Below are 26,078 nucleotides of genomic sequence, written 5' to 3' on the forward strand. Positions count from 1 at the left end.
CAAGCCGATCGAAGGAAAAGGGACGACTTGCATGGAGGAACCGCAACAACATCGCTTGAGCATTCCGCGCGGCGTCTGGGTTCTCGGGCTGGTCAGCCTGTTCATGGATACGTCCTCCGAGATGATCCACGCGCTGCTGCCGGTCTATCTTACGACCGTGCTGGGCGCCGGGATGATGACGCTCGGCGTGATCGAGGGCGTGGCGGAAGCTGTCGCGGCGCTGACCAAGCTCTTCGCGGGCGCATTGAGCGACTGGCTGGGAAAGCGCAAGCTTCTCACCGCGCTCGGTTATGGACTTGCGGGGCTGAGCAAGCCGGTCTTTCCGCTCGCGCCCTCGATCGGATGGATCGTCGGCGCGCGTATTGTCGACCGCCTCGGCAAGGGGATTCGCGGCGCGCCGCGAGATGCCCTGCTGGCCGACTTGACGCCGCCCGAGCAGTATCAGGCCGCCTACGGCTTGCGCCAGTCGCTCGATACCGCCGGAGCGTTCCTCGGGCCGCTGATCGCGCTGGCGCTGATGGTGGCGTGGCAGGTCGAGATCCGGACGGTATTCTGGATCGCGGTTTTCCCGGCAATGATTGCAACGGCCCTTGTCGTCTTCGCAGTCACGGACGCACCGCCGGCGCGCATGGCAGGACATGTTGACTGGCCGATCCGACGACAGGACATGGCCCGGCTGTCGCGGCCCTTCTGGGCAGTGCTCCTCATTGCGGTGCTGATGACGCTTGCGCGGTTCAGCGAGGCTTTCCTCATTCTGCGGGTGCAGGGCTTCGGACTTGCGCTGACATTCGTGCCGCTGGTGCTCGTCCTGATGAACATCGCCTATGCGCTGAGCGCCTATCCGGCGGGCCTGCTCGCGGAACGAGCCCAGCCGCCGCATGTCCTCCTGCTCGGGATGGCGGCCTTGATGGCGGCCGATATCCTGCTTGCGGCAAGCACGGGTCTCTGGATGGCTTCCGGCGGCGTGCTGCTCTGGGGGCTGCACATGGGGCTGACCCAGGGGATATTGTCGGCCATGATCGCAGGGACGACGCCGCCCGACTTGCGGGGGACGGGCTTTGGACTGTTCAACCTTGCCACGGGCCTTGCGGTGCTTCTGGCAAGCCCCATTGCGGGTGCGCTCTGGTCGGCCTGGGGACCGTCCGGTGCGTTCATCGGCGGAACGGTGCTCGCCGGGCTCACCTGCGCGGTGCTGGGCATGGTCATCCGCACCTTGCCCGAGTTCGATCAGACTGCCGGATCGCAACGACCAACCGGGAGGCCGTAAGAAGCGGAGCAGGCGGCTTGGCCAGGGTCAAGTCGCTATTCCCAGGGGTTAGGGCGTTCAAACCTCAGGCATTCTCTTCTTTGCTTGAGAAGCGATCACGAGAGATTGGCATCGTCGACCCGATTGGTCGGCGGCTTGCCCTTGCGATCGGCATCCGGAGGCCTGGAACGCTCCCGCGGCCAAGGCCGAAGCGAGGGCGCATAGATGCCGACGATGCAGCTCAACGCGAGGAAAACGAGCGCGATCACCATGGCGATAACCCAGAAGCGCGCGTCTTCGCGCGCGACGAACCACCCCGCGATCAGCGATGGAATGAACAGCAGTACCCGTGCAAACCACGCCATCATCTTTCTCCCTGGCGGCTTGCGTGCGCCGGACTCATGGTTCCTCCCAAGACGGGGTCATGCGCGCGAGCGAGCGGAGCTTGAGGGCAAGCAGGGCGAGGAACAGGCCGCGCAGGATGAAGCTCAGTCCTACGAAGGCGGCAAGAAAGACAAGAGCGTCGATCGGTCCGACAAAGAGGAGCAGGGTTCCAAGCAGGAGGTCGATGAGGCCGAGCAGCAACAGCCAGACCCGATGATGGCGGCTCTGCAGGCCGCCTGCGAATTCGAGCGCGCCGGAAAGGATGATGAAGCCGCCAATGATCCAGACGAGCGCCAGCGCGCCAGCGAGCGGGTTCCAGAACACGAACAGCGCAGCCAGGATCGAGAGAATGCCGAGCAGGATATCAAGCCAATGGCTGCGCCAGCCGAGACCGGAAGCGCCCGCGGCCAGTCCAGCAATGCCGCTAACCAAGAGAATGAACCCAAGGAACAGCCCGGAGGTGACACCGGTTGCCAGTGGCTTGGCGAGAGCTATCCCGCCGACCAGGATCAGAAGCGCGCCATAGGCAAGAACCCAGACCCAGACGCTTTGGCCTCTCCTGCGATAGTCGCTTGGCTCTCCTGATGGTTTCATCGCTTCAACCTCTGAGCATGGATGGTTCAGGCGCTCGCCTCGATGAGCAATGCGACGCCCTGTCCGCCGCCGATGCACAGCGTCACCGCACCTCTGTGAAGCCCGTCCCGGTGCAAGGAGTAGAGCAGCCGTGTCGCAAGCGCGGCTCCGGTTGCGCCGATCGGGTGCCCATGAGCTATGGCGCCGCCCTCGACGTTGACGATGTCCTCGGAAAGGCCAAGCTCCTGAGTGACGGCGATTGCGATCGCCGCAAACGCTTCGTTGATCTCGACACGCTCCAGATCGCCCGTCGACCAACCGGCGCGATCCAGAGCTTGGCGCATCGCCGGAACCGGCCCCAGACCGAACAGGCCAGGCTCGACCGCGCCCACGCCGAAGGCGACGAGCCGGCCGAGAGGTGTCACGCCATGCGTCTCGACCCAGCTCTCGCCGGCAACGATCATCGCTGCTGCGCCGGTGTTGAGGCCGGGTGCGTTTCCGGCGGTGATCGTCCCTTCGGGCCGGAAGGCGGGCTTGAGGCGGGCAAGGCTGTCCAGCGTCGTATCCGGCCGGTTCTGCTCGTCCTTGTCGAAGATCGTCGGCCCCTTCCGCCCCGGAATCTCGACCGGGACGATCTCGCTCGCGAAACCGCCTTCGGCCTGGGCGGCGCTGAACCGCTGCTGGGAGCGGAGTGCCCAGGCATCCTGCGCCTCGCGCGAAATCTGGAATTTGGCGACCAGGTCTTCCGTCACCCAGCCCGAATGCTGGTTGCAGAAGGCATCGTTGAGCCCGTCATGGAGCATGCTGTCGACGAGTTTGCCGTCGCCCATCCTATAGCCCCAGCGGCCCTTTTCGATCAGATAGGGGGCCTGGTCCATATTCTCCATGCCGCCCGCGACGACCGCGCCGGCAAGCCCCAGCATGACCTCCTGGGCCGCGCTGGCTATCGCCTGTGCGCCGGAGCCGCAGACCCGGTTGACGGTCATGGCCGGAACGCTGTCGGGTACGCCGGCGCCGATTGCGGCCTGCCGCGCGGGGTTCATCTTTGCTCCCGCCTGCACGACCTGTCCCATCACGACAGCGTCTATGGCATCGCCGCCCACGCCGGCGCGGGCCAGTGCCTCCCGGATGGCAATGGCGCCGAGCGAGGGAGCGGGCATGTCCTTGAGACCGCCGCCATAGGCGCCGATCGCCGTCCGGACGGGCGAACAGAGGAAGACGCTGGTTGCCATAATGCTCTCCTTCGAAAGGTCGGATCGGCTGAAGGCAGCCCGGGCGCGTATTCAGGCCATATATTTGCCGCCGTTGATCGAGAGGGTCGCGCCGGTCACGAAACCGGCTTCGTCCTCGACCAGAAACAGGACGCCGCGGGCGATTTCCTCGGGCGTGCCCAGGCGCCCCACGGGAACCGATGCAAGCACACCCACCATCGCCTGCTCGGGCACGGCCGCAACCATCGCGGTGTCGGTATATCCCGGCGCAATCGCGTTGACCGTGATGTTGCGCGCCGCGCCCTCGAGCGCGAGCGCTTTGGTGAAGCCGAGGACGCCGGCCTTGGCCGCGGCATAGTTGGTCTGGCCGAACTGGCCGGAGAGCCCGTTGACGGAGCTTATGTTGACGATACGCCCGAAGCGGCGCTCGCGCATCCCCTCGATCACGGCCCGGCACATATTGAAGCAGCCGCCGAGATCGACATCGATGACGCTGCGCCACTGCTCTTCGGTCATCTTGTGCAATGTGCCGTCGCGGGTGATGCCCGCATTGTTGACGAGGATGTCGATCGGGCCGACGTCCGCGACCACCTTGGCGACCCCGGCCTGGCTCGCAGCGAAGTCCGCCACGGTCCAGCTGTAGACAGGGATGCCCGTCTCCTGTGCGAAACTCTGGGCCTTGTCATCATTTCCGAAATAGTTAGCGACGACGGTGTATCCCGATTTGCGCAGAAGCTTCGCCGTCGCGGCGCCAATACCGGTCACACCACCTGTGATAAGCGCTATGCGAGCCATGGTTTCTCCTCTGCACACCAGATCAACCGAGGCGGCTCTCCGCGGGTCGGCCCATCCGACGCTGTCCAAGGAGAACTGGGGCACATGGTCCGATTCCCCTATCCGTATGTATACTTATTGGTATCAAAAGGTGGGATGCATATTCGTTGGAGCGCCAGGGCGAAGCGCATTCGTTCCGCAAATTCCCGCGACTTATCGCGGATCAGAAGATGGCATGAGGGGAAAGTCAGCCCCAAAACGCAAACCAGCTTGCTCAGAATCTACTCCTCATATTACCGTTTGTCGAAAGCAATGTCGCTGCCGCTATCGCGCGTGAGCCCGGACGTGCGCATGGACGGTCGGCTCTGCCGGCAGGGATTGTCGGGCGACAAGGAACCGGAGAACAAGCAATGCCCCCATCGGATTGCGCAGCGCAGTGTGACCCGCTTGACGGAGTCGCCGAAACGCTCGACCGCGCTGCGGCGGCGGCGATCGCTCAGATCACGCACGGCCTGTCGCCGGCGACGCTGACCCAGGCCTATTCCGACTGGATGCAGCATCTCGCCTGCTCACCGGGTAAGCAGTTGCAGCTGGCGGCCAAGGCGACGCGCAAATATATGCGATTCTCGGACTATGTGCTGCGCGAAGCGCACGATCCCGACGCCGCGCCCGCGATCGAGCCGCTGCCGCAGGACCACCGGTTCGACGATCCCGCCTGGCGGCAACCGCCCTACAATATGCTGGTGCAGGCCTTTCTGCTGACCCAGCAGTGGTGGCACGCCGCGACCACGGGCGTCATGGGGGTCAACCAGCACCATGAGGACATGATCACTTTCGCCGCCCGGCAGATGCTCGACGTGCTGGCGCCCACCAACTTCATCGCCACCAACCCCGTGCTGCAGCAGCGCATCGTGGAGACAGGGGGACGTTGCCTGATCGACGGCTTCCAGCACTTGATCGAGGATATGAGCTCCCTGGCGCGCGGCGAGCAGCCGGCGGGTACCGAAACCTTCCGGGTCGGCGAGGCGGTCGCCGTTACGCAAGGCACGATTGTCTACCGCAACGAATTGATCGAACTGATCCAGTATAAGCCCACGACCGAGAAGGTCCGGCCCGAGCCGGTGCTCGTCGTGCCGGCCTGGATCATGAAATATTATATTCTCGACCTGTCGCCGGAGAATTCGCTGATCCGCTGGCTGGTGGGGCAGGGCTATACGGTCTTCGCGATTTCATGGCACAATCCGGGCAGCGCCGACCGCAATCTCGACATGGAAGCCTATCGGCGGCTCGGTCCCCTGGCCGCGCTCGACGCGATCACGGCGATCACCGGAGCTTCGGGCATCCACGCGCTGGGCTATTGCCTCGGCGGCACGCTGCTCGCGATCGCGGCGGCGGCAATGGCGCGCGACGGCGACGAGCGGTTGGCGAGCATCACGCTGCTCGCGGCGCAGACCGAGTTCAGCGAGCCGGGCGAACTCGGCCTTTTCATCGACGAATCCCAGCTCAACCTGCTCGAGAACATGATGTGGAGCCGGGGCTATCTGGACAGCAGCCAGATGGGCGGCGCTTTCCAGATTCTGCGCTCGAACGATCTGGTCTGGTCGCGCGTGCTCACCACCTATCTGATGGGCGAGCGCGAGCCCTTGAACGACCTCATGGCCTGGAACGCGGACGGCACCCGCATGCCCTACGCGATGCACAGCCAATATCTGCGGCGCCTTTTCCTCGACGACGACCTCGCCGAGGGCAGATACCATGTCGATGGCCGCGCGATCTCGCTATCGGCGCTGCGCAGGCCGATGTTTGTCGTCGGCACCGAGCGCGATCATGTGGCACCTTGGAAATCGGTTCACAAGATCCACTTGCTTGCGCCGGCCGACATCCGTTTCGTGCTGACCAGTGGCGGCCACAACGCCGGTATCGTCTCGGAACCGGGGCACAAGGGCCGTCACTATCGCATGCTGGACCGCCCGCAGGATGGGCCCGTGCTCGATGCCGAGGAATGGCTGGCTCGCGCCGACAGCTTCGAGGGAAGCTGGTGGACCGCATGGGGAGACTGGCTCGGCAGCCATTCCGGGGAGCCGATCGCGCCCCCGCCCGAGGGTGCCCCCGACAAGGGCTATCCTCCGCTCTATGCGGCGCCCGGCCAATATATCCGGGAGCACTGAGCGATGGCCGACGGCGCGCTGATCGAGAACCGGACTTTCGACGAGATCGCGGTCGGCGATACCGCCAGCCTCACCCGGACCCTCAGCGAGGAGGATATCCAGCTCTTCGCGCTCGTGTCGGGCGACGTCGATCCCGCGCATCTCGACGCGGACTATGCCGCCACCGACATATTCCGCCGCGTGATCGCGCACGGCATGTGGGGTGGGGGGCTGATCTCGGCGGTGCTGGGCACGGAGCTGCCAGGACCAGGCGCGATCTATCTCAGTCAATCGCTACGCTTCGCTCGGCCCGTCGGCATCGGCGACACCATCACCGCGTCGGTGACGGTCAGCGAGAAGCGGGCCGAGCGTCATGTGGTCCTGCTCGACTGCCGCTGCGTCAATCAGGAGGGCGAAGAAGTCATTTCCGGCCAGGCCGAGGTCGAGGCGCCGATCGAGAAGGTGAGGCGGCCGCGCGCCGCCCTGCCCGAGGTCCGACTCGCCCGTCATGACGGCTATCGCAGGCTCATCGAGCTGACCTCGCACGGCGAGCCGATGCCGACCGCGGTGGCCCATCCGTGCAGCGCGGCGGCGCTGTCGGCTGCCCTGGAAGCGGCCGAAGCAGGCCTGATGGCGCCGCTGCTGATCGGTCCGGAGACGCGCATCCGCAAGGCGGCGGAGGAAGCGGGCAGGGACATTTCCGGCTTTGCCATCGTCCCCGCCGACCATAGCCACGATGCAGCAGCCAAGGCTGTCGCGCTCGTGCGCTCGGGCGAGGCGAAGCTGCTGATGAAGGGATCGCTCCACACCGACGAGCTGATGAGCGCGGTGGTTCCGTCAGCGACGGGCCTGCGCACCGAGCGCCGGATCAGCCACGCCTATGTGATGGAGGTGCCGGGCCATCCCACGCCGCTCATCATCACCGATGCGGCGATCAACATCGCGCCCGACCTCGAAGAGAAGGCCGACATCATCCGCAACGCCATCGACCTTGCCCATGTGATCGGCATCGAGAGGCCGAGGGTCGCAATCCTCTCGGCGGTCGAGACGGTTAATCCGGCCATGCCTTCGACACTGGACGCCGCGGGCCTCTGCAAGATGGCAGATCGCGGGCAGATCACCGGCGGCGTGCTCGACGGGCCGCTTGCGTTGGACAATGCCATCAGCGAGGCGGCAGCCCGGGAGAAAGGGATCGACTCGCCTGTCGCGGGCAAGGCGGAAATCCTGGTCGTGCCCAATCTCGAGGCCGGCAACATGCTGGCCAAGCAACTGACCTTCCTGGGCGGCGCGGACGCGGCAGGCATCGTGCTCGGCGCACGAGTGCCGATCATCCTCACCAGCCGCGCCGACAGCCTGCGCACGCGCCTCGCGTCCTGCGCGGTCGCGGTGCTGTTGGCCCGCGCAGCGACCAAGGCGGCGCCCGGCCTGCCTGAAAAGGCATCGGCATGAAGGCGGTCGTCAGCCTGAATTCGGGATCGTCGAGCATCAAGTTCGCGCTGTTCACGGTCGATGAGCAGGGGCTGCCGACCCTCTCGGCGGGCGGCAAGATCGAGAAGATCGGCATCGCGCCGCATCTCGAGGCGCGGTCGGCTGACGGAGTGGCGCTTCTCGAGCGGGACTGGGCCGATGGCGCGGCGCTCACGCACGCGGATCTGCTGAGGGATCTCTTCGCATGGGCGAGCGACCATCTGGATGATCATGAGGTCATCGCGGTGGGTCACAGGGTCGTTCACGGCGGCACCGAATTTGCCGCGCCCCGGCTTGTCGATGCCGCGCTGATCGACAAGCTCGACGCGCTTTGCCCGCTGGCGCCCCTTCATCAGCCCCACAATCTGGCCGCCATCCGCGCGATCGCCGAACTTCGTCCCGACCTGCCGCAGGTTGCCTGCTTCGACACGGCCTTCCATCATGACATGCCGGCGGTCGCCTCGCGCTTCGCTCTGCCGCGCACCTTTCACGAGCAGGGCATCCGCCGCTACGGCTTTCATGGCCTGTCCTACGAATATATCGCCCGCCGCTTGGCCGAGATCGATCCCGTGCTTGCCTCCGGCCGGGTGATCGCGGCCCATCTCGGCAACGGCGCAAGCCTGTGCGCCATGCGAGCAGGCAAGAGCGTCGACACGACGATGGGCTTCACGACGCTCGACGGCCTGATGATGGGCAGCCGGAGCGGCAGTCTCGATCCCGGTGTCGTGCTGCACCTTCAGATGCAGCTCGGCATGAGCGCGGCTGAAGTGGAGGAGCTTCTCTACAAGAAATCCGGGCTCCTCGGCGTGTCCGGCCTATCCAGCGACATGCGCACGCTTTCGCAGAGCGGAGCGCCGGAGGCCGAGGAAGCGATAGAGCTCTTCTGCTGGCGGGCGGCGCGGGAGGCGGGCGGGCTCATCGCCTCTCTCGGCGGGCTTGACGCCATCGTCTTCACAGCCGGGATTGGGGAAAACCACGCCGATGTCCGCAGCCGGATTTGCCGAAGGCTCGCCTGGCTAGGCGTGGAAATCGACGAACTGGCAAATGCCGGTGATGGTCCACGCATCACCGTGCCTGACAGTCCGGTGGCGGCGCTCGTCATTCCCACGGATGAAGAGCGCATGATCGCGCTCCACGCGCTCGATGCGGCGAAAAGGATCACCGGCACGGTCATGCCGGTCGGCGGCGCCCAGCATCTGCTGGCATGATCGTCCGGGCCTCAATTCTCGCCATCGCTGCCGCGGCAATACCGGGCTCCGCCCTGGCTCGGGGCGACGTCGAGATTCTCATCGGCCGTGCAGGCGAGCGCGACCCCGTAGGAGGAGTGCTCGTGGACCTCCGCCTGCTCAACGCCGGCGTCACGCCGCAAGATATTGTCCTGCCCGACAGCGTCGAGGCCGAGCTTGTCAAGGACGGCATCCGTCGGCGCGTCTGGCTGGAGCGCATCGCGCCGACGCATACGGACATAAGGGTCGCACCGAAGGAATTCGCCTCTGCTCGCTATCGGCTTCCCGCGACGGACGCAGCCGACGGCGCACTGCTGTCGGTGCCGTCCTGGGACGCGCAGCCGGTCGCGCTCGCGCCACGCCCCATTCCGGCCGAATCCCCCTCATACCAAAGCGTGTCGGGAGCCACCGAACCGCAGACGCCGCCTCCCGCTGATCGGGCCGCAGGAAACGCTTTTGTCGACAATCTGTCGGTCTATGAGCCGATCTACGCCGTTTTCGGGCCTGGCACCGACAGCGACGCGCGGATTCAGATCAGCTTCAAATATCAGCTCTTCGGTAGCCGGGAACGGGAAGACCGGCCGTCCTCGCTGCTCGATGGGCTCTATTTTGCCTACACGCAGCGGATGTTCTGGGATCTCGGCGCACGATCCTCCCCGTTCCGCAATGTCGACTATCAACCCGAGCTCTTCTATCTGTCGTCGCCGATCGGCCTTTCGGACAAGGCGACGCTCAGCGCGCAGGTCGGCCTGCGCCATGAGTCGAACGGGCGCGACGGTGCGGCATCGCGCAGCTTCAACACGCTTTACGTGGCGCCGATGGCGGCTCTCTCGCTCGGTGGCGACCGCAGGCTGATCATAGCGCCGCGCCTCTGGCTCTACGTCGGCGGTCGCTCGGACAATCCCGATATCCGCCGCTACCGAGGCAATAGCGGACTGTTCATGGAGGTTGGGGAGGATCACGGACTGCGCCTTTCCACCTCCACCCGTTTCAATTTCGCCAGCGGCAAGGGTTCGGTCTCGGCGGATATCTCCTATCCATTGAACCGGATCCTGGGTGGCGGCCCGGATTTCTACGTCTTCGGGCAGAGCTTCATCGGCTATGGTGAGAATCTGCTCGACTATAATGTGCGGACCACGCGCTTTCGCATCGGTGTGGCCCTTGTGCGATGAGGACCCATTGCATGGACATCGCCCGAGGCGAGCAGCGCGCTCGCCCTTCAATCCGCTGGCGAATGAGCTGGATCGGATACGAGGTCAGGTTGCCAGCGCCTTGAGCAGCAATTCCACTGCACGGTCCAGATATTCCCGCCTGGCCCGCGGGTGGTTCGCCAGTTCGCCGACGCGAAGGATGCGATATCTCGGAGACCGGACCAGCGCATCAAAAGCGAATCTGGTCGTGAATTCCATGTCGGACACTGCGATCTCCCCGTCCCGGACCCCTTCCTCGAGGACGGACCGGATGAGCGTCACCGGACCGTCATTCATCATGTTCTGCAGTCTGTCGAAAATGTCCGGCGCATGCTCGAGCGCCCAATCGGCCAATTTCTCGAGGTTGCACACCCCTGGCTTCAACGAAGCATTCAGGAACTTCGTGGCGACATAGAGCAGACGTTCCTTCAAGGGACCGTCAGGGGGACGCGCCGCGGCCACGGGATCGAAATGGCATGCGAAGCCATGTTCGATGGCGCGCAGTATGATGTCCCTTTTGGATCCGAAACGGAGATAGATCGTGCGCTTCGAAACATTGGCCGTCGCAGCTATGGCGTCCATGGTCGTGCCCTCGACACCGGTCCTTCCGAACTGGTCGAGCGCGACCGAAAGAATGTGAGCGCCTAGTTGAGCAGCCACCTCCTGGGTCGGCCGTCCCCCTTTCGGTGAACGTCGTGACATTCTCTGGATGACGTTGCCCGGCTCCGTGCTCATTCGCATCCTCGTCCCCTATCCGGTGTAGCGGAATTTCGTCAATCATCGCGCAGGCACGCGAACATGGCGCACAAATAACAAAACTTGTAAGTATAGATACGGATGGAGCCGCCGAGCATGCCTGCCTAGCTAGCCTCCGCTGCATCAAGCTTTTCCGAGAGGGAATATGGCGGACGTCGCAATCGTGACCGGTGGCACACGTGGCATCGGCGCCGCAATCGCCCGGGCGCTGCAAGCGGCCGGCTGCAGGGTCGCGGCGATCTATCACGGCAACGACGAAGCGGCGGCCCGGTTTTCCGGCGCAGCCGACATTCCGGTGTTCAAATGGGATGTCGGCGATGAGGCCGCCTGCCTCGAGGGCATCCGCAAGGTCGAGGAGGCGCTCGGACCGACCTCGGTGCTGGTCAACAATGCCGGCATCACCCGCGACGGCATGTTCCACCGGATGAGCTGGGAGCAGTGGCGCGCGGTGCTCGGCACCAATCTCGACTCGATGTTCACGATGAGCCGCGCGGTCATCGAGGGAATGCGGGAACGGCGGCACGGCCGGATCATCAACATCTCCTCGATCAACGGCCAGAAGGGCCAGGTCGGCCAGGTCAACTACTCGGCCGCCAAAGCGGGCGTCATCGGCTTCACCAAGGCGCTTGCCCTGGAGAATGCCGCACGCGGGATCACCGTCAACGCCATCTGCCCGGGGTATATCGACACCGACATGGTGGCGGCGGTTCCGCAAGAGGTGCGCGACTCCATCGTCGCCCGGATCCCCGTGGGCCGGTTGGGTCAGGCCGAGGAGATCGCCCATGCGGTAGCCTGGCTTGCGACGCCCGCTGCCGCCTTCTGCACGGGTTCCGTCCTTACGATCAACGGCGGCCAGTACATCGCCAACGGATGAGCCTGAAAATACACGTGACATTACCGATATTGCATTGCAACATGGCATCCAAAGTAGGGGTGCCTCTCATAGGAAAGGACCAGACCATGTCATATCCAGTTGACCAGATCCTCGCGCTGACCAAGGCGAATGGCCAGTTCCTGCTCAAGCTCGCGGAAATCACCCGGAGCGTCGGCGCGGACTATGCCGGCATCGGCAGGCAGGGTTTCGCGAGCGCCGTCGATCAGATCAAGGCGTTCGAGCCCGGCAAGGTGCCGAACTTGTCCGGAGCGCCCGCTGCCACTATTCTGGCTGAAATCGAAAAAAGCCGGGACGCCGCCGCCGAAAAGGCGAAGGCCGCCTTCGAGGAATGGCAGGGCGTGTGGCAGGATGCATTGTCCGGCGCCGGCTCCCAGGAGGCAAGCGATGCCTTCCAGAAGCTGATCGCGCCCTGGTTCAGGAATGCCGCCGCGGCCAAGCCGGCGGAGCCGGCACGTCCGGCGGGTAAGGCGCAGGAAGCCTGAGGGCCGCGGGCGAAGACCGCTTCCTCCCAAGGAAGGAACAGGTCGACACGTACTTTACTGGGGGGAAAATGCGGTTTGTGCCCTGCGAAGGAGGAACGCGAAGGCGCGGGTCCGGAAAGTATCGATCCGGGCATCTTCTGCTCGGCCTCGCGCTCCTCTCCAGCGCGGGCTGCTCCTTCGCGCCGCCGCATGCGCGCCCGCCGCAACCCGTCCCGCAAAACTATGCTGCGGCTTCGTCGACCGCTCCCTCCGTAGCCCGCATCGGCTGGCATGACTTCTTTCGCGAAGACCATCTGCGCGCGCTGATCGCGACCGCGCTCGAGAACAATCGCGACATTCGGGTCGCGACCGCCCGCGTGGCCGAAGCGCGGGCGGCATGGCGGATCGAGGGGACCGCGCTTTATCCGGAACTCAATGCGGTCGGCACGGGAACGCGCGGTCGGTCGCTCATCAACCTGCCGGGGCTCGGCTCGCAGAGCTACGACATCAAGCAGGTCACGGCGCAATTGAGCGCCGGCTGGGAGATCGACTTCTGGGGCCGTCTGCGCAACCTCAGCGAGGCGGCCCGCAACCAGTATCTCGCGACCGAGGAAGCGCGCCGCGCGGTCGCCACCGACCTCATTGCCCAGGTCGCCAACGGCTACCTGCTGGAGCGCGAATATGAGGAGCGCGCGGCGCTCGCCACACAGACGATCACGACGCGTGAGGAAGCGCTTCGCATCATGCGCCGCCGCTATGAAGTGGGGTCGGGCTCCAAGCTGGAGATGACACAGGCGCAGACGCTGCTCGGTCAGGCGCAGGCAGCGCTGGAAGCGCTCGACCAGGACCGCGAGATCAACCGCAACGCGCTGGCGCTGCTGGTCGGCCAACCGGTCGAGATCGCGCCCGGACCACTGGGGCTTGCCGGAACGGCGCCTGAGATCGACCTGCCGCCCGGCCTTCCTTCCGAACTGCTCGTCAATCGCCCGGATATCGTGGCGGCGGAATATCGGCTGCGCGCTGCGGAGGCGAACATCGGCGCGGCGCGCGCCGCCTTCTTTCCCACTATCAGCCTGACAGGGGCCTTCGGGTCGACCAGCACCGATCTTGACGGGCTGTTCGGAAATGGCAGCCGTTCATGGAGCTTCACGCCGACGATCACCATGCCGTTGTTCAATGCCGGACGCCTCGCCGCCAATCTCGACGTGGCGAAGGCGCGCCAGGTCGGCGCTGTGGCCGACTATGAGAAGACGGTGCAGGGGGCGTTTCGCGACGTTTCCGATGCACTCGTCCGGCGGCGGCAGCTGGCCCGGCAGATCGAGACCACGCGCACCGTGCTCGACGCGCTCCGGGAAAGGGCGCGGCTTGCCCAGCTCCGCTTCGACAATGGGCGTTCGGCCTATCTGGAGGTGCTCGATGCGCAGCGCGACCTGTTCGATACCGAGCAGACGCTGGTGCAGTTGCGCCGCGCCCATCTCGCGAGCGCCGTGGCGCTCTATGCCGCGCTCGGCGGCGGCTTCGTCAATGCAGCATTCGACACCAACACGGAGCAGACAGGGGAACAGGCGCGATGAAAATGCCCCAGAAAAGCTGGATCGTCAGGGGCGGCATCGCCGTGGCCGTCGTGGCCGCGGCCCTCCTGTTGTGGCTGCTGCTGAAGCCTGGCGAGCTGCCCAATGGCATCATCGGCGGCAATGGCCGGATCGAGGCGATCGAGATCGACGTATCGGCCAAGACGCCGGGACGCATTCGCGACATCGTCGCGGACGAGGGAGATTTCGTGAAGGCCGGCCAGGTCGTCGCGCATATGGATACCGATGTGCTGAACGCGCAGAAGGCGGAAGCCCAAGCGCAACTGGCGCAGGCACAAAACGCGATCTTGATCGCTGAGAGCCAGGTCTCCCAGCAGCAGAGCAACCGTGCGGCCGCGCTGGCCGGGGTGCGCCAGCGCGAGGCCGAGCTCAACGCCGCCCGCAAGCGGTTGACCCGGTCGGAGACGCTGGCGCGCGAGGGCGCGACAGCCGTCCAGGAACGCGACGACGATCAGGCGCAGGTCGAGGGCGCCACCGCCGCCGTCGAGGCCGCCCGGGCCCAGCTCGCCGCGGTCGATGCCGCGATCGGCACCGCCCGAAGCCAGGTGATCGGGGCTCGCTCCAATGTCGATGCCGTGCGCGCCACGATCCAGCGGATCGAGGCCGATATCCGCGACAGCGACCTGCGCGCGCCAACTGCCGGCCGTGTCCAGTATCGCGTCGCGCAACCCGGTGAGGTGGTTGCGGGCGGTGGGCGCGTGCTCAACCTCGTCAATCTCGGCGATGTCTACATGACCTTCTTCCTGCCCGAGACGGTGGCGGGACGCGTCGCCCTGGGAAGCGACGTCCGCATCGTGCTCGATGCCGCGCCGGATCTCGTTGTCCCGGCCAAGGTCTCGTTCGTGGCGGATGTCGCCCAGTTCACGCCCAAGACCGTCGAGACCCAGAGCGAGCGGCAGAAGCTGATGTTCCGCGTCAAGGCGCGCATCGATCGGCAACTGCTCGAGCGCAACATCACCATGGTGAAGACCGGGCTGCCCGGCATGGCCTATGTGCGCGTCGATCCCGGCGCCCAATGGCCGGCGAGGCTGACCGTCAACGTCTCGCGATGATCGACGCCGCCCCACCGGCGCCTGTCGCCCGCCTGTCCGGCGTCAGCCTCCACTATGGCAAGGTGCCGGCGCTCGCGGGCGTGGACCTCGAAATCCCTGCGGGCCGGATGGTCGCGATGATCGGACCCGACGGGGTGGGCAAGTCGAGCCTGTTCTCGCTGATCGCCGGAGCGCGGGTGATCCAGGAGGGGACGGTCGAGGTGCTTGGGGGCGATATGCGCGACGGGCGGCACCGCGATCGGGTGTGTCCGCGGATCGCCTACATGCCGCAGGGGCTGGGAAAGAACCTCTATCCCACGCTCTCGATCGAGGAGAATCTGGAATTTTTCGGCCGACTCTTCGGTCAGGATGCGGCGGAGCGCGAAAGGCGGATCTCCGAGCTGACCGAAAGCACCGGTCTTGCCGAGTTTCGCGATCGGCCGGCCGGCAAGCTCTCGGGCGGCATGAAGCAGAAGCTCGGCCTGTGCTGCGCGCTCATCCACGACCCCGACTTCCTGCTACTCGACGAGCCGACCACCGGTGTCGACCCGCTGTCGCGTGCGCAGTTCTGGGATCTGATCGACCGCATCCGCGCAGAGCGCCCGCAGATGAGCGTGCTGGTTGCCACCGCCTATATGGAGGAGGCCGAGCGCTTCGACTGGCTGGTCGCCATGGACGCGGGCAGGATCCTCGCCACGGGCACCTCGGCCGACTTTTACGAGCGTACCGGCACGAAGACGCTGGAGGAGGCCTTTATCGCGCTTCTCCCCGAGGAGCGCCGGCGCGGCTATAAATCCGTCGACATAGCTCCGCGCAGCGATGGCGGCGACGCTGAGATCGCCATCGAGGCCAAGGGGCTGACGATGCGCTTCGGCGACTTCACCGCCGTCGATCATGTCGACTTCCGGATCGAACGCGGCGAGATCTTCGGCTTCCTCGGCTCGAACGGCTGCGGCAAGTCGACGACCATGAAGATGCTGACGGGCCTCCTGGCCGCCAGCGAGGGCGAGGCCTGGCTGTTCGGCCGCGAGGTCGACAGCCGCGACATCGCCACGCGCAGGCGCGTCGGCTATATGTCCCAGGCCTTTTCGCTCTATTCGGAACTGACCGTCGGGCAGAATCTGGAGCTCCACGCCAAGCTGTTCCATGTGCCGCCGGCCGAGCTTCCGGGGCGCGTCGAGGAGATAGCCGGGCGCTTCGGGCTGACCGACATGATGGACGCCGTGCCCGATGCCTTGCCGCTCGGCCAGCGCCAGCGCCTGAGCCTCGCGGTCGCGATGATCCACAAGCCGGAAATGCTGATCCTCGACGAGCCGACGTCGGGGGTCGATCCGATCGCTCGCGACCAGTTCTGGCAGATGATGATCGACCTCTCGCGAAACGACAAGGTCACGATCTTCATCTCCACGCATTTCATGAACGAGGCCGAGCGCTGCGACCGCATCTCGCTGATGCATGCGGGCAAGGTGCTGGTCAGCGACACGCCGGCGCGCATCGTCGAGGGCAGGGGCGCTGCGACCCTGGAGCAAGCCTTCATCGCCTATCTGGAGGACGCATCCGCAGAGGTGCCGAACGGTAGCGACAGCCATGTGACGCCTGACGCCGCGACCCCCCAGGCCGCCCCGCCAGTGCCCGATCCGCCATCGGGCCAGGCGCCGGCGCCCAACTTTTCGCGCTTCTTTTCCATCCGCCGCATGCTCGCCTATACGCGGCGCGAGCAGCTCGAGCTGCAGCGCGATCCGATCCGCGGGCTGCTCGCGCTGCTCGGCAGTGTCATCCTGATGTTCATCGTCGGCTACGGCATCAGCCTGGATGTGGAGAATCTCCCTTTCGCCGTGCTCGATCGCGATGGGACGACGACCAGCCAGAACTACACGCTCAACCTGGCAGGCTCGCGCTACTTCATCGAGCGGCCGCCGATCACCGACTATGCCCAGCTCGACCGGCGGATGCGGTCGGGCGAGCTCAGCGTCGCGATCGAGCTTCCGCCCAATTTCGCGCGCGACCTGCGCCACGGCACTCCCGTCGAGGTCGGCGTGTGGATCGACGGCGCGATGCCGATGCGCGCGGAGACCGTCCAGGGGTACATCCAGGCGCTGCACGCCCAGTGGCTGAGCGAGATGAGCGTGCAGGAGCTGGGCATCCGTCCCTCTTCCGGGCTGATCAACATCGAGATCCGCTATCGCTACAATCCCGACGTCAAGAGCCTGGTCGCGATCGTGCCGGCGGTGATCCCGCTTCTGCTGCTGCTGCTGCCAGCGATGCTGACGGCGCTGAGCGTGGTGCGCGAGAAGGAGCTGGGCTCCATCATCAACTTCTATGTGACGCCTGCCGGACGCGCCGAGTTCCTGCTCGGCAAGCAGATACCCTATGTCGCGCTCGCGATGCTGAACTATGTGTTGCTGGTCCTGCTGGCGCTCACCATATTCCGGGTGTCGATCACTGGCAGCGTGCTGGCGATGACGCTGGGCGCGTTCCTGTTCACGCTCTCGTCGACCGCGCTCGGTCTCCTGTTCTCCGTCTTCATGCGCAGCCAGATCGCCGCCATGTTCGCCACCGCGATCGGCACCATCCTGCCGGCCGTCCAGTTCTCCGGGCTCATCAATCCCGTCTCGTCGCTGGAGGGCGCGGGCGCCGCCATCGGCCATATCTTTCCCGCGACGCATTTCATCACCATCTGCCGCGGCGTCTTCTCGAAGGGGCTGGGCCTGACCGACCTTCTCTCTCCACTTGCGGCCCTGGCGATGGCCTTTCCGGTGATCCTGGGCGCGTGCGTCGTGCTGCTGAGGAAACAGGAGCACTGATATGCGCAAGATCGCCAATATCTTCAATCTGGGGATCAAGGAGCTGCGCAGCCTCTGGCGCGATCCGATGATGCTGTTCCTGATCGTCTATGCCTTCTCGCTCGGCATCTATATCGCCGCCGCCGGCATTCCCGAAACGCTGCACAAGGCGGCGATTTCCATCGCCGACGAAGACCAGTCGCCGCTGTCGAGCCGCATCACCGGCGCCTTCTATCCTCCCTATTTCACGCGGCCCGCCATGATCGGGCTGGACGAGGTCGATCCCGGTCTCGATGCCGGACGCTACACCTTCGCGCTCGATATTCCGCCAGACTTTCAGCGCGACGTCCTGGCCGGCCGCCAGCCGACGATCCAGCTCAACGTCGACGCGACCCGCATGAGCCAGGCGTTCACCGGCGGCGGCTATATCCAGCAGATCGTTCAGACCGAGGCCGCCGAGTTCATGGCGGGCACTCGGGCGACCGCCGCGCCGCCCGCCGGTCTCGCCATGCGCGCGCGGTTCAATCCGACGCTGGCGCAGAGCTGGTTCGGCGCGGTGATGGAGATCATCAACAATGTCACCATGCTCTCGATCGTGCTGACGGGCGCCGCGCTGATCCGCGAGCGCGAGCATGGCACGATCGAGCATCTGCTGGTCATGCCGGTGACGCCGTTCGAGATCATGGCGAGCAAGGTCTGGGCGATGGCTCTCGTCGTGCTCGTTGCATGCGCATTTTCGCTCTACGTCATTGTCCAAGGGGTTCTGGGCGTTCCGATCGAGGGTTCGATACCGCTGTTTCTGGTGGGAGCAGGTCTTCATCTCTTCGCGACGACGTCGATGGGCATATTCATGGGGACCATCGCGCGCTCCATGCCGCAGTTCGGGCTGCTGCTGATGCTCGTCCTGCTGCCGCTCATGCTGCTTTCGGGCGGGATCACGCCGCGCGAAAGCATGCCGCAATTCGTGCAGACGGTGATGCTCGCCGCGCCGACAACCCACTTCGTGAAGATGGCGCAGGCGATTCTCTATCGCGGTGCCGGTCTTGATGTGGTCTGGCCGCAGTTTCTGGCAATCACGGCAATCGGTGCCGTCTTCTACACAATAGCTCTCGCGCGATTCCGTCGCACGATCGGGATGATGGCGTGAACCGATAGCCGGACCATGCCACGTGCACTGTGAAGGTCGTGTTGCCCATGGAGCCTCCGTGGGAGACTCTCGACTATCCTGGCTGGATTCATCGTTCCGGTCATCTCGGCCTCTTGGTCTGCGGGCATGAAGTTCGTCTTGCGAGATTGGTTCTCGTATGCTCCGCCGTCTGGACGCGAGGGATCAGGCGCTTCATGTACGCTCGATGGCGGCGGAGTTGCCGCGGATCAGCATATCGTCAGCCCTCTCTTGTTTCGGGACCGCGCGCATGGAGACCTCGATGGCTGTCGCTTGAACGGGGGGGGGGGGGGGGGACGATCGACCTGCACCCGAAGGGCGGAACGAAATGGCTGGCGGGGGCGGGCGGCGCTCTTGCTTCGCGATGCAAAGCCGGCTTGCCGGCGGTGGAAAAAAGCCTCCCGACGGCGTTGCGGGAAGGCGGGCGGACCTCGGCCAGACAAGCCTTTCGAGAGGCCGTGTGGACAACGCTCCGATGATTGGAAGCTCGCCTATTGCGCCAATCGCAGCCGCACCGAGGGCATAGACATCGTTCACGATGATGCCCGCGATTATCGCCCATCCCGTCAGACGGCGGAACGACCGTGGAGCGCTAGGCGACATCACACAGAATAGGGTAATGATCGGACGCCTCGCCAGCGCCGCCGCCGGTGAGCACTCGATAGTCGCGCGCACGATCCGCCAGCGCCTTGCTCGCGAGCAGGTAATCGCAGCGGAACGGGACGAACTCGCTGCCCTTGAAGGCGGCGCCGGGCACCGTCGGCACCGCATTGCCGTCCAGACCGAATCCGATGTCGGTGAAGCCCGCGCGCTCGAGCGCGGCAAGCGTGCCGCGGTCGGCCTTGCCATCCGGGTCGGCGTAGCGGAACCGGAAACGCGCCGGCAGGTCGGAAAGCTCGGGCTCGGCGTCGTGCGGCGACACCGAATTGAGATCGCCACCGATGATCGTATAGCTGTCGTCGACGGCGAAATTGGCGAGGTAGCTCGCTTCGCGCAGCCGCACGCTGGACCCCATCGGGCAGAGGTGGACGCTGATCGCCGTAAGCGGCTTGTCGAGTTGCGGCACGCGCAGTGCGGCGATCGCGGCGGCATGGTGGAAATGGTCGGCATCGGCCTCGAAGCGAAGCACCTCGATGCCGGGCTTGAGCAGGACCGCCGTGTTCTGCCCGGTGACGGCAGCGGCGGCGACGAGCGCGCGGCGTCCCAGCCGCCGCTCGGCCTCATAGAGCCGCCGGCCGCCATCGGCGAGAAAACCCCGCCACTCCTGGACGAACAGCACGTCCGGATCGGCCTCGTGGATGATCTCCACCTGCAGCTCGAAGCGGCGGCCGTCCTCACCGTCGAAGCCGCCGAACAGCGTATTGTAGGTCATGACGCGCAGCATGGCGGGCTCCTTCAGGATACAGCGCTGGCGAGCCGGTGTTCTTCGCGTGCGGCCGTCCAGACCACCCGTGCCGCGTCGAGATTCATGATCGCGATGCCGAGGCCGACGACGATGTCGGGCCAGACCGAATGAACCCGGAGCGTGACAAGGCCGGCAATGATGATCGCGACATTGGCGAGCGCGTCATTGCGGGCCGAGAGCCAGGCCGCCTTGGCGAGACTGCCGCTATGCTGCCGATGGCGGGCAAGCAGGATGGCGGCGAACAGATTGACCGCGAGCGCGCCAAGGCCCGTTACGGAAAGCGACACCGCGTCGGGCGGGATCGGCGCGCCGAGCTTGTGCCAGAGCGTCCAGAGGAATGCGATCGCCGGCGCCAGCAAGACCGCCGCGAGCAGCATTCCCACCCTGGCGCGCCGCGCCGCGCTCCATCCCAGCGCCGCCACGATCAGGAAGTTGACCGCCGCATCCTCGAAAAAATCGGCGCTGTCCGCGAGCAGCGAGACCGAACCGATCCGGAGCGCGACGGAGAACTCGACGCCGAAATAGGCGAGGTTGAGCAATGCGACGATCAGGACGGCGCGCTTGAGAGCCGACGTGTCGATGGTCATGATTTCGCCTCCGGCGCATCGGGCCGGGTCCGGTTTTCCTCCTGGGCGTCGAAGACCTGGCGGGCGTAGGTTTCGAGCAGCGCGACGCACTCGCGCAGCCGCGCTTCGGCCTCCTGTCCGAGCGGTGCCTGGTAGAAATCGAGCCGCTGGATCTTGGCGAGCCAGCCTTTCAGCTTCTCGAGGTCCTCGTCATTCTCTTCGAGCTCGGCATAGGTGAAATGCTCGGCTGCCGTTTCCTTGGCGATCTCCGCCTCGAAATCGGCGCACTTGTCGATGAACTCGCGATAGGCTTCGTCGCGATCGGCGGTGAAGCGCCGGACGACTTTCTCGCCCTGCGCGCGATCGAGGCCGACCGTCTCCAGCAGGACCGCTTCGCCGGGAATCGACTCGATTTCGTTCTCGATCACCTTGAGCCGCCGCAGATGATCGTCGGTCTTGGGCAGCAGGCAGACGCCGTTTTGAAGGTAGACCGCCCCCATGCCTTTCAGCTTGCGCCAGAGCGCGACCCGCTTCGCGGCGGGTTCGGGAGGCACTTTATAGGTGAGTAGGAGCCATGCCTGAGTTTCCATAGGCACGTTAGTATTGTAACGGTAGTAACAAATCAAGAGTATGATTAGTATCTTTTGACAAGGTGCTATTTGCTGGATGCGATCACCGGCTGGTGAATGAACCGGTATGCGATCCGGTCGATCACGTGCCTGTCGGCAAAGCTGCTGTGGCTGGTTTCAGGCGCCCGCAATCGTTCTGTGCGGAACCACAATGACGGTGTTCCGCCTTCGTGCGAACCCAGCACGATCATGCGATGCCGGTCGCGCGGTGGACGCTCGTCCTCATGCCCTTGACCATCGCGGTTGGAGGGTACGCGCAATCTCTAGTTTAGCATTTGGTCCTTGACCGATCGTAGCCCCAAGGCGTATTCCTCCACATCGGAGTGAGCGCTCATTCCGATGTGGAGGATGCATGAAAACGGTGCGCGACATACCGTATCGAGCTGAAAATAGCGCAGCCGCGGCCATGTTGGGTCCATATGCCTCCCGATCCACAAGCATCCTGCCCTCGGGCGATGATTGCCTGGCAACCCCCTACGGCCGCGATCATTGCCCGTCACCTGCCAGCCGACATCGCTTCCCGGCCCCAGAGGGTTCCCTGTCCCTCTACCGCCCCGATGTCGGCTGGCAGGACCAGTCTCGCGCCGAAAGTCGCGGTGCAGCGCGCTCGCGAGCGGCGTGATATTGAGGGAAGATCGGATGATGGAAGCGAAAAAGAAGCGCCCAATCCTTAGACTTCGATCCATCAGAGAAGAGCCGCCGGCTGCTGACCCCGTAGCCGGCGTACGGGCCGTGCAGGCGAAATCGATCCGGGACAAGGCGCGCCGGCAGTTGCGCGGACGCTCTGGGGCAAAATGCGAAAGAAATGTGGATGAAGGATAGAGATTCTGCCTACAGATGGATGCCTGTGGGAATTGGCCTGGCGATTGCCGCTGCATTGTCAGCCTGCGACGGCGGGTCCCAAGGCACCAACGCGGCAGACAACACGGCCAATCAAAGCGCGCCCGTCGCGCTGCCGCCCCCGATCAAAGAGAGCCGCACCTATCGCTGCAAGGACAACAGCGTCGTTTCCGTCGACTTCCTTGCCGACGATGTAACCGCCAATCTCCGAACGGATGCCGGCATGTTCCGCCTCCAAGCCGCGAAGAAGGGTGACCCGTTCAAGGGCGATAGTCAGACATTGGTCGCTGAAGAAGGCAGCATCACCCTGACGGAAGCTGGGAAGGAGGCCCTCCATTGCAAAGCGTAGCGCTAGCTCAAGGAGAGCATGCGAGGAGACGACAAAGGAGCCAGTCCCGCTGCCGCATCTCTTCTTTTGGCACCTGAGGCCATTTTTACCGACAAAGCCGGGGATCAGCTGCGGCGACATTGAGTGCTGTCCGCGGCGCAGCAACGGCCGGCGTGTTCAGCAATCTCGCATCGAGGGAAAGCGGAGATCGCTGGGACCACGGGCCGGCCCGATGATCGGCGCGCTATTCTGCGACCATTCGTCCACCGCGTCGGTCGCCAAATGGGCCGGAGCCTCATAGCCCATGCACGACACTCTCATCGATGCTCATCATGGGCTTGCAGTAACTGCGGTTCTGTTCACGGCGTTCTGGGTCCTGATTGTGCTGGGAGCACCTCGACGTCCGGTGCGGCTGGGCAGGCTCGGCCGGCCGGTCTTTACTGGCGCGATGATGTCGACCGGAGCTGCGGGCATCACGGGGCTTCTTCTCCTGGCAAGCGGCAAATGGTTGACGATGGCCTTTCCCTGGGTGGGCGTCGCGGCCGTTACGGGCTATGGCATGGCCGGCGCGCATAGTCGCCGATCACTCAGGTCTGGGCAGAAAGCGTCGGCGGGATTCGCCGCCGTTGTTCAGCTTCTGCTTCTTGCCGCCGCTTTCGCGCTGATGGAGGCGAAGCCGTTCTGAGTCAGGGCCAATCAGCGGCAGTTTTTAGGGCGAGGCTCGGAAAAGGCCCGAGGGAGGCACAGCGATCCCGGAAGGCTTGCCGAGGCGTCCACTCCTATCGCGAAGATATATCCAGCCAGGCTCCGCAGCCAGGTCGGGAGCAACAAGGCGAACTATCGGCCAATGACATTGCATGTGCGATCGATAAGCCGATAGCCGCCCAAGGAAGGATTCTCACATGACTGTGCTTGCGATCGACCACCTGATCCTCGGCGGCGGCGGCGCGGCCGCGACGGCCGCCACGACGCTGCGCCTTGAGGACAGCACTGCTTCGATCATGATGGTCTCGGCCGACGACAGCCTTCCCTATTACCGGCCGGGACTGTCCAAGCAGTTCCTCCTCGGCACGCAAACGGAAGAACAAGGCCTTCTCCAGCCCGAAGACTTCTATCGCGAGCAGCAGATCAGGGTCGCGCTTGGCAGCGAGGCCGTGTCGCTCGACCTCGCCGGCCAGACGGTGACGACCAGCACGGGCGAGCAGTTGCACTACGGCCGGCTGCTCATCGCGACCGGGAGCCGACCCAAGCGGCTGGACATACCCGGCTCGACGCTCCCCGGCGTCCATCACATGCGCACCCTTTCCGACTGCGCGGGCGTGCGGCGCGAGATCGCGGGCGGCGCCAGGCGGGCCGTCGTGCTTGGCGCCAGCTTTCTTGGCATGGAGATCGCCATGTCGCTGATCGACCTCGGCCTCGAGGTCACAATCATCGAATGCCGCAATATCGTGCTGCCCCATGTCGAATCCGCGCGGGTATCCGAGTATTTCCGCCGCCACGCCGCGGAACGCGGAGCAACCATTCTGCTATCCGACACCATCCGGGCGATCCGCGGCGCCGGACGGATCCGCGAAGTGGAAACCGAGTCGGGCCGGCGATTGCCGTGTGACCTCTTGATGGTCAGCATCGGCGTCGAAGCGAGCACCGCATTTCTGCAGGGAAGTGGCGTTGCGCTCGAGGACGGACTTGTCGTCGTCGACGATCGGTTGCGCACAAGCGCTCCCAACGTGTTCGCCGCGGGCGATGTCGCGAGCTTCTACGATCCGGTCTTCGCGCGCCGTCGCCACATCGCGCATTGGGACAACGCCATCAAGCAGGGGCGGCTCGCTGCCAGAAACATGCTCGGTCACCGGCTGCGCTATGATGACGTGTCCTATTTCTTCTGCGATATCGGCGACATCAGCTTCAGCATGCTCGGCGCGCCCGAGGAAGCCGATGAGCGTATCGGCCGCGGATCGCTGGAAGCGAAGTCGCTTGCTCTCTTCTATCTCAAGGACGACGTGCCCCGCGCGTTGCTCTCGGTCGGCCGCCCGGCCGAGGAGACGCGCAGCACCGAGGGACTGATCCGCTACCGCGTCAATCTGCGCAACGAGAAGGACAGTCTTCGCGACCCCGAATTCCCGCTCGATCAGATTCCCACCCAGACCGTGCTCGTCCTTCAGGGCGGTGGCGCACTGGGCGCCTTCGAATGCGGTGTCGTCAAGGCACTCGAGGAAGAAGCGATCTTCCCCGACATCGTCGCCGGCATCTCGATCGGCGCGCTCAATGGGGCGATCATCGCCGGCAATCCGCGCAACGCCACGCAGGCGCTCGAATCTTTCTGGTCGGAAATCGCGGTCTCCTCTCCGGCGCTGTTCGGCGAAGATGCTGCGCGCGCGATCGCGGCGATGCAGATCGTGACCTTCGGTGTGCCAAAATTCTTTCAGCCACGCTGGATGTCGCCCGCGATCCTCACATCCGCGAGCTGGACCAGCTTCTATGACGTCGCGCCGATGAAGGCGCTGATCGCCCGCTATGTCGACTTCGCGAAGCTCAAGGCCAGTCCGGTCCGCCTGCTTGTCGGAGCCGTCAACGTGGCCTCGGCGGAGCTGGAGGTATTCGACAGCTATGTCGATGACCTGACACCCGACCATGTGATCGCCAGCGGCAGCCTGCCGCCCGGTTTCCCCTGGACCGAGATCGACGGCAAGGCCTATTGGGATGGCGGCATCGTGAGCAACTCACCGCTCGACATCGTGATCGATCGTTGCGGTCCCGATGGCAAGCGCGTCTTCATCGTAGACTTGTTCGCGGGCCAGCGCCCCTTGCCCTCCAACATGATGGAGGTCCTGGCCCGCCGCGATGAAATCGTCTATTCCGAGCGGGTCCGCAGCGATCTGCGCTTCCGGGAAATGTCGGGCGCCTATCGCGAGCTTGTCGAGCGCATCCTCGATCTCGTCGATCCCGCGACCCAGGCGAAGGTCCGGCAGCGTCCGCTCTATATCCAGCTCATGGGCGACGGCGCCGCCACGACCATCACACGTTTCGTCCGGCAGGGGCGCGACAGCGAGTCCGCCTCGCGAGACTATGACTTCTCCGACATCGCGATCCGCGCCAACCAGCAGCAAGGCTATGCACTCGTGAAGGAAACTCTCCCCAAGGCCGCAAAAAGACAGATCGTAGCCGCGCGAAACCTGGCGGAAGAACCGGCCACGCCGCCGCGCTCGCTTCCGTCCGTCAGCGAAAGCGATCGAATGGCGCCCATTCGCAGTCGGACCACCGAGGCGAAACCACAATCATAGAGCCCTGGGCAAGGAAATGAGCGGAGAAGAGATCTGCCCAAACGGAGTCACAGCGAATGACGCGCGATGAATCTTCGACCTTCCTTCAGGCCGAACCTCATCCCGACGGCTCCACTGCCGAGCTGCCG

At 64.9% G+C, this 26,078-nt stretch carries 23 protein-coding genes; 14 read left to right on the forward strand and 9 right to left on the reverse strand.

The window, feature by feature from the left end; translation table 11 throughout:
* The first annotated feature begins 31 nt into the window (after window positions 1-31).
* Complete coding sequence (locus KNJ79_RS09140) at window positions 32-1,267, forward strand: MFS transporter (protein ID WP_317153684.1); 1,236 nt, start codon at window positions 32-34, stop codon at window positions 1,265-1,267.
* A gap of 95 nt (window positions 1,268-1,362) precedes the next feature.
* Here KNJ79_RS09140 and KNJ79_RS09145 read toward each other — a convergent pair whose 3' ends face one another.
* From KNJ79_RS09145 to phbB (KNJ79_RS09160), 4 genes are read right to left on the reverse strand one after another with little or no spacing between them, the layout of a single operon-like run.
* Window positions 1,363-1,614: a hypothetical protein gene (locus KNJ79_RS09145; RefSeq protein ID WP_317153685.1), complete on the reverse strand. Its 252-nt coding sequence runs from the start codon at window positions 1,612-1,614 to the stop codon at window positions 1,363-1,365.
* Between the two features lie 31 nt (window positions 1,615-1,645).
* On the reverse strand, window positions 1,646-2,224 hold the full coding sequence (locus tag KNJ79_RS09150) for an HdeD family acid-resistance protein (RefSeq protein ID WP_317153686.1): 579 nt from the start codon (window positions 2,222-2,224) through the stop codon (window positions 1,646-1,648).
* 26 nt (window positions 2,225-2,250) lie between these two features.
* Complete coding sequence (locus KNJ79_RS09155; protein WP_317153687.1) at window positions 2,251-3,435, reverse strand: acetyl-CoA C-acetyltransferase; 1,185 nt, start codon at window positions 3,433-3,435, stop codon at window positions 2,251-2,253.
* A gap of 51 nt (window positions 3,436-3,486) precedes the next feature.
* Window positions 3,487-4,209: an acetoacetyl-CoA reductase gene (gene phbB, locus KNJ79_RS09160; protein WP_317153688.1), complete on the reverse strand. Its 723-nt coding sequence runs from the start codon at window positions 4,207-4,209 to the stop codon at window positions 3,487-3,489.
* Between the two features lie 389 nt (window positions 4,210-4,598).
* On the opposite strand from phbB (KNJ79_RS09160), the gene KNJ79_RS09165 reads away from it, so the two are divergent.
* Genes KNJ79_RS09165 through KNJ79_RS09180 form a run of 4 tightly spaced genes read left to right on the forward strand, consistent with a single transcriptional unit; the run spans window position 4,599 to window position 10,200 of the window.
* Window positions 4,599-6,356 carry a PHA/PHB synthase family protein gene (locus tag KNJ79_RS09165; protein WP_317153689.1) on the forward strand — a complete coding sequence of 586 codons (1,758 nt, stop codon included), beginning with the start codon at window positions 4,599-4,601 and terminating at the stop codon, window positions 6,354-6,356.
* Between the two features lie 3 nt (window positions 6,357-6,359).
* Window positions 6,360-7,784 (forward strand): bifunctional enoyl-CoA hydratase/phosphate acetyltransferase, encoded by a 1,425-nt coding sequence (locus KNJ79_RS09170; protein ID WP_317153690.1) that lies wholly within the window; start codon window positions 6,360-6,362, stop codon window positions 7,782-7,784.
* Window positions 7,781-9,010, forward strand: coding sequence for an acetate/propionate family kinase (locus KNJ79_RS09175; protein WP_317153691.1), 1,230 nt, complete (start codon window positions 7,781-7,783; stop codon window positions 9,008-9,010). The genes KNJ79_RS09170 and KNJ79_RS09175 overlap by 4 nt, the downstream gene beginning before the upstream one ends.
* Window positions 9,007-10,200 carry a phospholipase A gene (locus KNJ79_RS09180; protein WP_317153692.1) on the forward strand — a complete coding sequence of 398 codons (1,194 nt, stop codon included), beginning with the start codon at window positions 9,007-9,009 and terminating at the stop codon, window positions 10,198-10,200. The genes KNJ79_RS09175 and KNJ79_RS09180 overlap by 4 nt, the downstream gene beginning before the upstream one ends.
* An 84-nt stretch (window positions 10,201-10,284) precedes the next feature.
* Here the strand turns inward: KNJ79_RS09180 and KNJ79_RS09185 are convergent, their stop codons facing one another.
* Window positions 10,285-10,959, reverse strand: a complete 675-nt coding sequence (locus tag KNJ79_RS09185) for a TetR/AcrR family transcriptional regulator (RefSeq protein WP_317153693.1) — start codon at window positions 10,957-10,959, stop codon at window positions 10,285-10,287.
* A gap of 160 nt (window positions 10,960-11,119) precedes the next feature.
* Between KNJ79_RS09185 and phbB (KNJ79_RS09190) the strand changes: the two genes are divergently transcribed.
* The 6 genes from phbB (KNJ79_RS09190) to KNJ79_RS09215 all read left to right on the forward strand — a co-directional run bounded on the left by phbB (KNJ79_RS09190) (window position 11,120) and on the right by KNJ79_RS09215 (window position 18,883).
* Window positions 11,120-11,848, forward strand: coding sequence for an acetoacetyl-CoA reductase (phbB, locus tag KNJ79_RS09190; protein ID WP_317153694.1), 729 nt, complete (start codon window positions 11,120-11,122; stop codon window positions 11,846-11,848).
* A gap of 41 nt (window positions 11,849-11,889) precedes the next feature.
* A complete protein-coding gene (locus KNJ79_RS09195; RefSeq protein WP_317153695.1) occupies window positions 11,890-12,351 on the forward strand; it encodes a hypothetical protein in 462 nt (153 codons plus the stop codon).
* A 68-nt stretch (window positions 12,352-12,419) separates the two neighbouring features.
* Window positions 12,420-13,904, forward strand: a complete 1,485-nt coding sequence (locus KNJ79_RS09200) for an efflux transporter outer membrane subunit (RefSeq protein ID WP_317153696.1) — start codon at window positions 12,420-12,422, stop codon at window positions 13,902-13,904.
* Window positions 13,901-14,974: an HlyD family secretion protein gene (locus tag KNJ79_RS09205; protein ID WP_317153697.1), complete on the forward strand. Its 1,074-nt coding sequence runs from the start codon at window positions 13,901-13,903 to the stop codon at window positions 14,972-14,974. Before KNJ79_RS09200 ends, KNJ79_RS09205 begins: the two co-directional genes overlap by 4 nt.
* Window positions 14,971-17,757: a ribosome-associated ATPase/putative transporter RbbA gene (rbbA, locus tag KNJ79_RS09210; RefSeq protein WP_317153698.1), complete on the forward strand. Its 2,787-nt coding sequence runs from the start codon at window positions 14,971-14,973 to the stop codon at window positions 17,755-17,757. The genes KNJ79_RS09205 and rbbA overlap by 4 nt, the downstream gene beginning before the upstream one ends.
* A 1-nt stretch (window position 17,758) precedes the next feature.
* A complete protein-coding gene (locus tag KNJ79_RS09215) occupies window positions 17,759-18,883 on the forward strand; it encodes an ABC transporter permease (RefSeq protein ID WP_317153699.1) in 1,125 nt (374 codons plus the stop codon).
* A gap of 610 nt (window positions 18,884-19,493) precedes the next feature.
* Here KNJ79_RS09215 and KNJ79_RS09220 read toward each other — a convergent pair.
* The 4 genes from KNJ79_RS09220 to KNJ79_RS09235 form a co-directional block, all read right to left on the reverse strand.
* Window positions 19,494-20,285 carry an endonuclease/exonuclease/phosphatase family protein gene (locus KNJ79_RS09220; protein ID WP_317153700.1) on the reverse strand — a complete coding sequence of 264 codons (792 nt, stop codon included), beginning with the start codon at window positions 20,283-20,285 and terminating at the stop codon, window positions 19,494-19,496.
* 11 nt (window positions 20,286-20,296) lie between these two features.
* Window positions 20,297-20,893, reverse strand: a complete 597-nt coding sequence (locus KNJ79_RS09225) for a cation transporter (RefSeq protein ID WP_317153701.1) — start codon at window positions 20,891-20,893, stop codon at window positions 20,297-20,299.
* Entirely contained in the window at window positions 20,890-21,462 is a 573-nt protein-coding gene (locus tag KNJ79_RS09230) for a Chromate resistance protein ChrB (protein WP_317153702.1), read from the reverse strand. Before KNJ79_RS09230 ends, KNJ79_RS09225 begins: the two co-directional genes overlap by 4 nt.
* A gap of 65 nt (window positions 21,463-21,527) precedes the next feature.
* The gene (locus KNJ79_RS09235) at window positions 21,528-21,692 is read right to left on the reverse strand and encodes a hypothetical protein (protein WP_317153703.1); all 165 of its coding nucleotides are present in this window, start codon (window positions 21,690-21,692) and stop codon (window positions 21,528-21,530) included.
* Window positions 21,693-22,312: 620 nt separating this feature from the next.
* On the opposite strand from KNJ79_RS09235, the gene KNJ79_RS09240 reads away from it, so the two are divergent.
* The 3 genes from KNJ79_RS09240 to KNJ79_RS09250 all read left to right on the forward strand — a co-directional run bounded on the left by KNJ79_RS09240 (window position 22,313) and on the right by KNJ79_RS09250 (window position 25,950).
* Window positions 22,313-22,690 carry a hypothetical protein gene (locus KNJ79_RS09240; protein ID WP_317153704.1) on the forward strand — a complete coding sequence of 126 codons (378 nt, stop codon included), beginning with the start codon at window positions 22,313-22,315 and terminating at the stop codon, window positions 22,688-22,690.
* 283 nt (window positions 22,691-22,973) lie between these two features.
* A complete protein-coding gene (locus KNJ79_RS09245) occupies window positions 22,974-23,354 on the forward strand; it encodes a hypothetical protein (RefSeq protein WP_317153705.1) in 381 nt (126 codons plus the stop codon).
* A gap of 217 nt (window positions 23,355-23,571) precedes the next feature.
* A complete protein-coding gene (locus KNJ79_RS09250) occupies window positions 23,572-25,950 on the forward strand; it encodes an FAD-dependent oxidoreductase (protein WP_317153706.1) in 2,379 nt (792 codons plus the stop codon).
* Window positions 25,951-26,078 lie beyond the last annotated feature (128 nt).

The sequence above is a fragment of the Sphingopyxis indica genome (assembly GCF_032879645.1).
GTDB lineage: Bacteria > Pseudomonadota > Alphaproteobacteria > Sphingomonadales > Sphingomonadaceae > Sphingopyxis > Sphingopyxis indica.

Coding starts and splice junctions, on each gene's coding strand:
- KNJ79_RS09140 (WP_317153684.1), top strand. CDS start 32: ATGGAGGAACCGCAACAACATCGCTTGAGCATTCCGCGCGGCGTCTGG.
- KNJ79_RS09145 (WP_317153685.1), bottom strand. CDS start 1,614: ATGATGGCGTGGTTTGCACGGGTACTGCTGTTCATTCCATCGCTGATC.
- KNJ79_RS09150 (WP_317153686.1), bottom strand. CDS start 2,224: ATGAAACCATCAGGAGAGCCAAGCGACTATCGCAGGAGAGGCCAAAGC.
- KNJ79_RS09155 (WP_317153687.1), bottom strand. CDS start 3,435: ATGGCAACCAGCGTCTTCCTCTGTTCGCCCGTCCGGACGGCGATCGGC.
- phbB (WP_317153688.1), bottom strand. CDS start 4,209: ATGGCTCGCATAGCGCTTATCACAGGTGGTGTGACCGGTATTGGCGCC.
- KNJ79_RS09165 (WP_317153689.1), top strand. CDS start 4,599: ATGCCCCCATCGGATTGCGCAGCGCAGTGTGACCCGCTTGACGGAGTC.
- KNJ79_RS09170 (WP_317153690.1), top strand. CDS start 6,360: ATGGCCGACGGCGCGCTGATCGAGAACCGGACTTTCGACGAGATCGCG.
- KNJ79_RS09175 (WP_317153691.1), top strand. CDS start 7,781: ATGAAGGCGGTCGTCAGCCTGAATTCGGGATCGTCGAGCATCAAGTTC.
- KNJ79_RS09180 (WP_317153692.1), top strand. CDS start 9,007: ATGATCGTCCGGGCCTCAATTCTCGCCATCGCTGCCGCGGCAATACCG.
- KNJ79_RS09185 (WP_317153693.1), bottom strand. CDS start 10,959: ATGCGAATGAGCACGGAGCCGGGCAACGTCATCCAGAGAATGTCACGA.
- phbB (WP_317153694.1), top strand. CDS start 11,120: ATGGCGGACGTCGCAATCGTGACCGGTGGCACACGTGGCATCGGCGCC.
- KNJ79_RS09195 (WP_317153695.1), top strand. CDS start 11,890: ATGGCATCCAAAGTAGGGGTGCCTCTCATAGGAAAGGACCAGACCATG.
- KNJ79_RS09200 (WP_317153696.1), top strand. CDS start 12,420: ATGCGGTTTGTGCCCTGCGAAGGAGGAACGCGAAGGCGCGGGTCCGGA.
- KNJ79_RS09205 (WP_317153697.1), top strand. CDS start 13,901: ATGAAAATGCCCCAGAAAAGCTGGATCGTCAGGGGCGGCATCGCCGTG.
- rbbA (WP_317153698.1), top strand. CDS start 14,971: ATGATCGACGCCGCCCCACCGGCGCCTGTCGCCCGCCTGTCCGGCGTC.
- KNJ79_RS09215 (WP_317153699.1), top strand. CDS start 17,759: ATGCGCAAGATCGCCAATATCTTCAATCTGGGGATCAAGGAGCTGCGC.
- KNJ79_RS09220 (WP_317153700.1), bottom strand. CDS start 20,285: ATGCTGCGCGTCATGACCTACAATACGCTGTTCGGCGGCTTCGACGGT.
- KNJ79_RS09225 (WP_317153701.1), bottom strand. CDS start 20,893: ATGACCATCGACACGTCGGCTCTCAAGCGCGCCGTCCTGATCGTCGCA.
- KNJ79_RS09230 (WP_317153702.1), bottom strand. CDS start 21,462: ATGGAAACTCAGGCATGGCTCCTACTCACCTATAAAGTGCCTCCCGAA.
- KNJ79_RS09235 (WP_317153703.1), bottom strand. CDS start 21,692: ATGATCGTGCTGGGTTCGCACGAAGGCGGAACACCGTCATTGTGGTTC.
- KNJ79_RS09240 (WP_317153704.1), top strand. CDS start 22,313: ATGAAGGATAGAGATTCTGCCTACAGATGGATGCCTGTGGGAATTGGC.
- KNJ79_RS09245 (WP_317153705.1), top strand. CDS start 22,974: ATGCACGACACTCTCATCGATGCTCATCATGGGCTTGCAGTAACTGCG.
- KNJ79_RS09250 (WP_317153706.1), top strand. CDS start 23,572: ATGACTGTGCTTGCGATCGACCACCTGATCCTCGGCGGCGGCGGCGCG.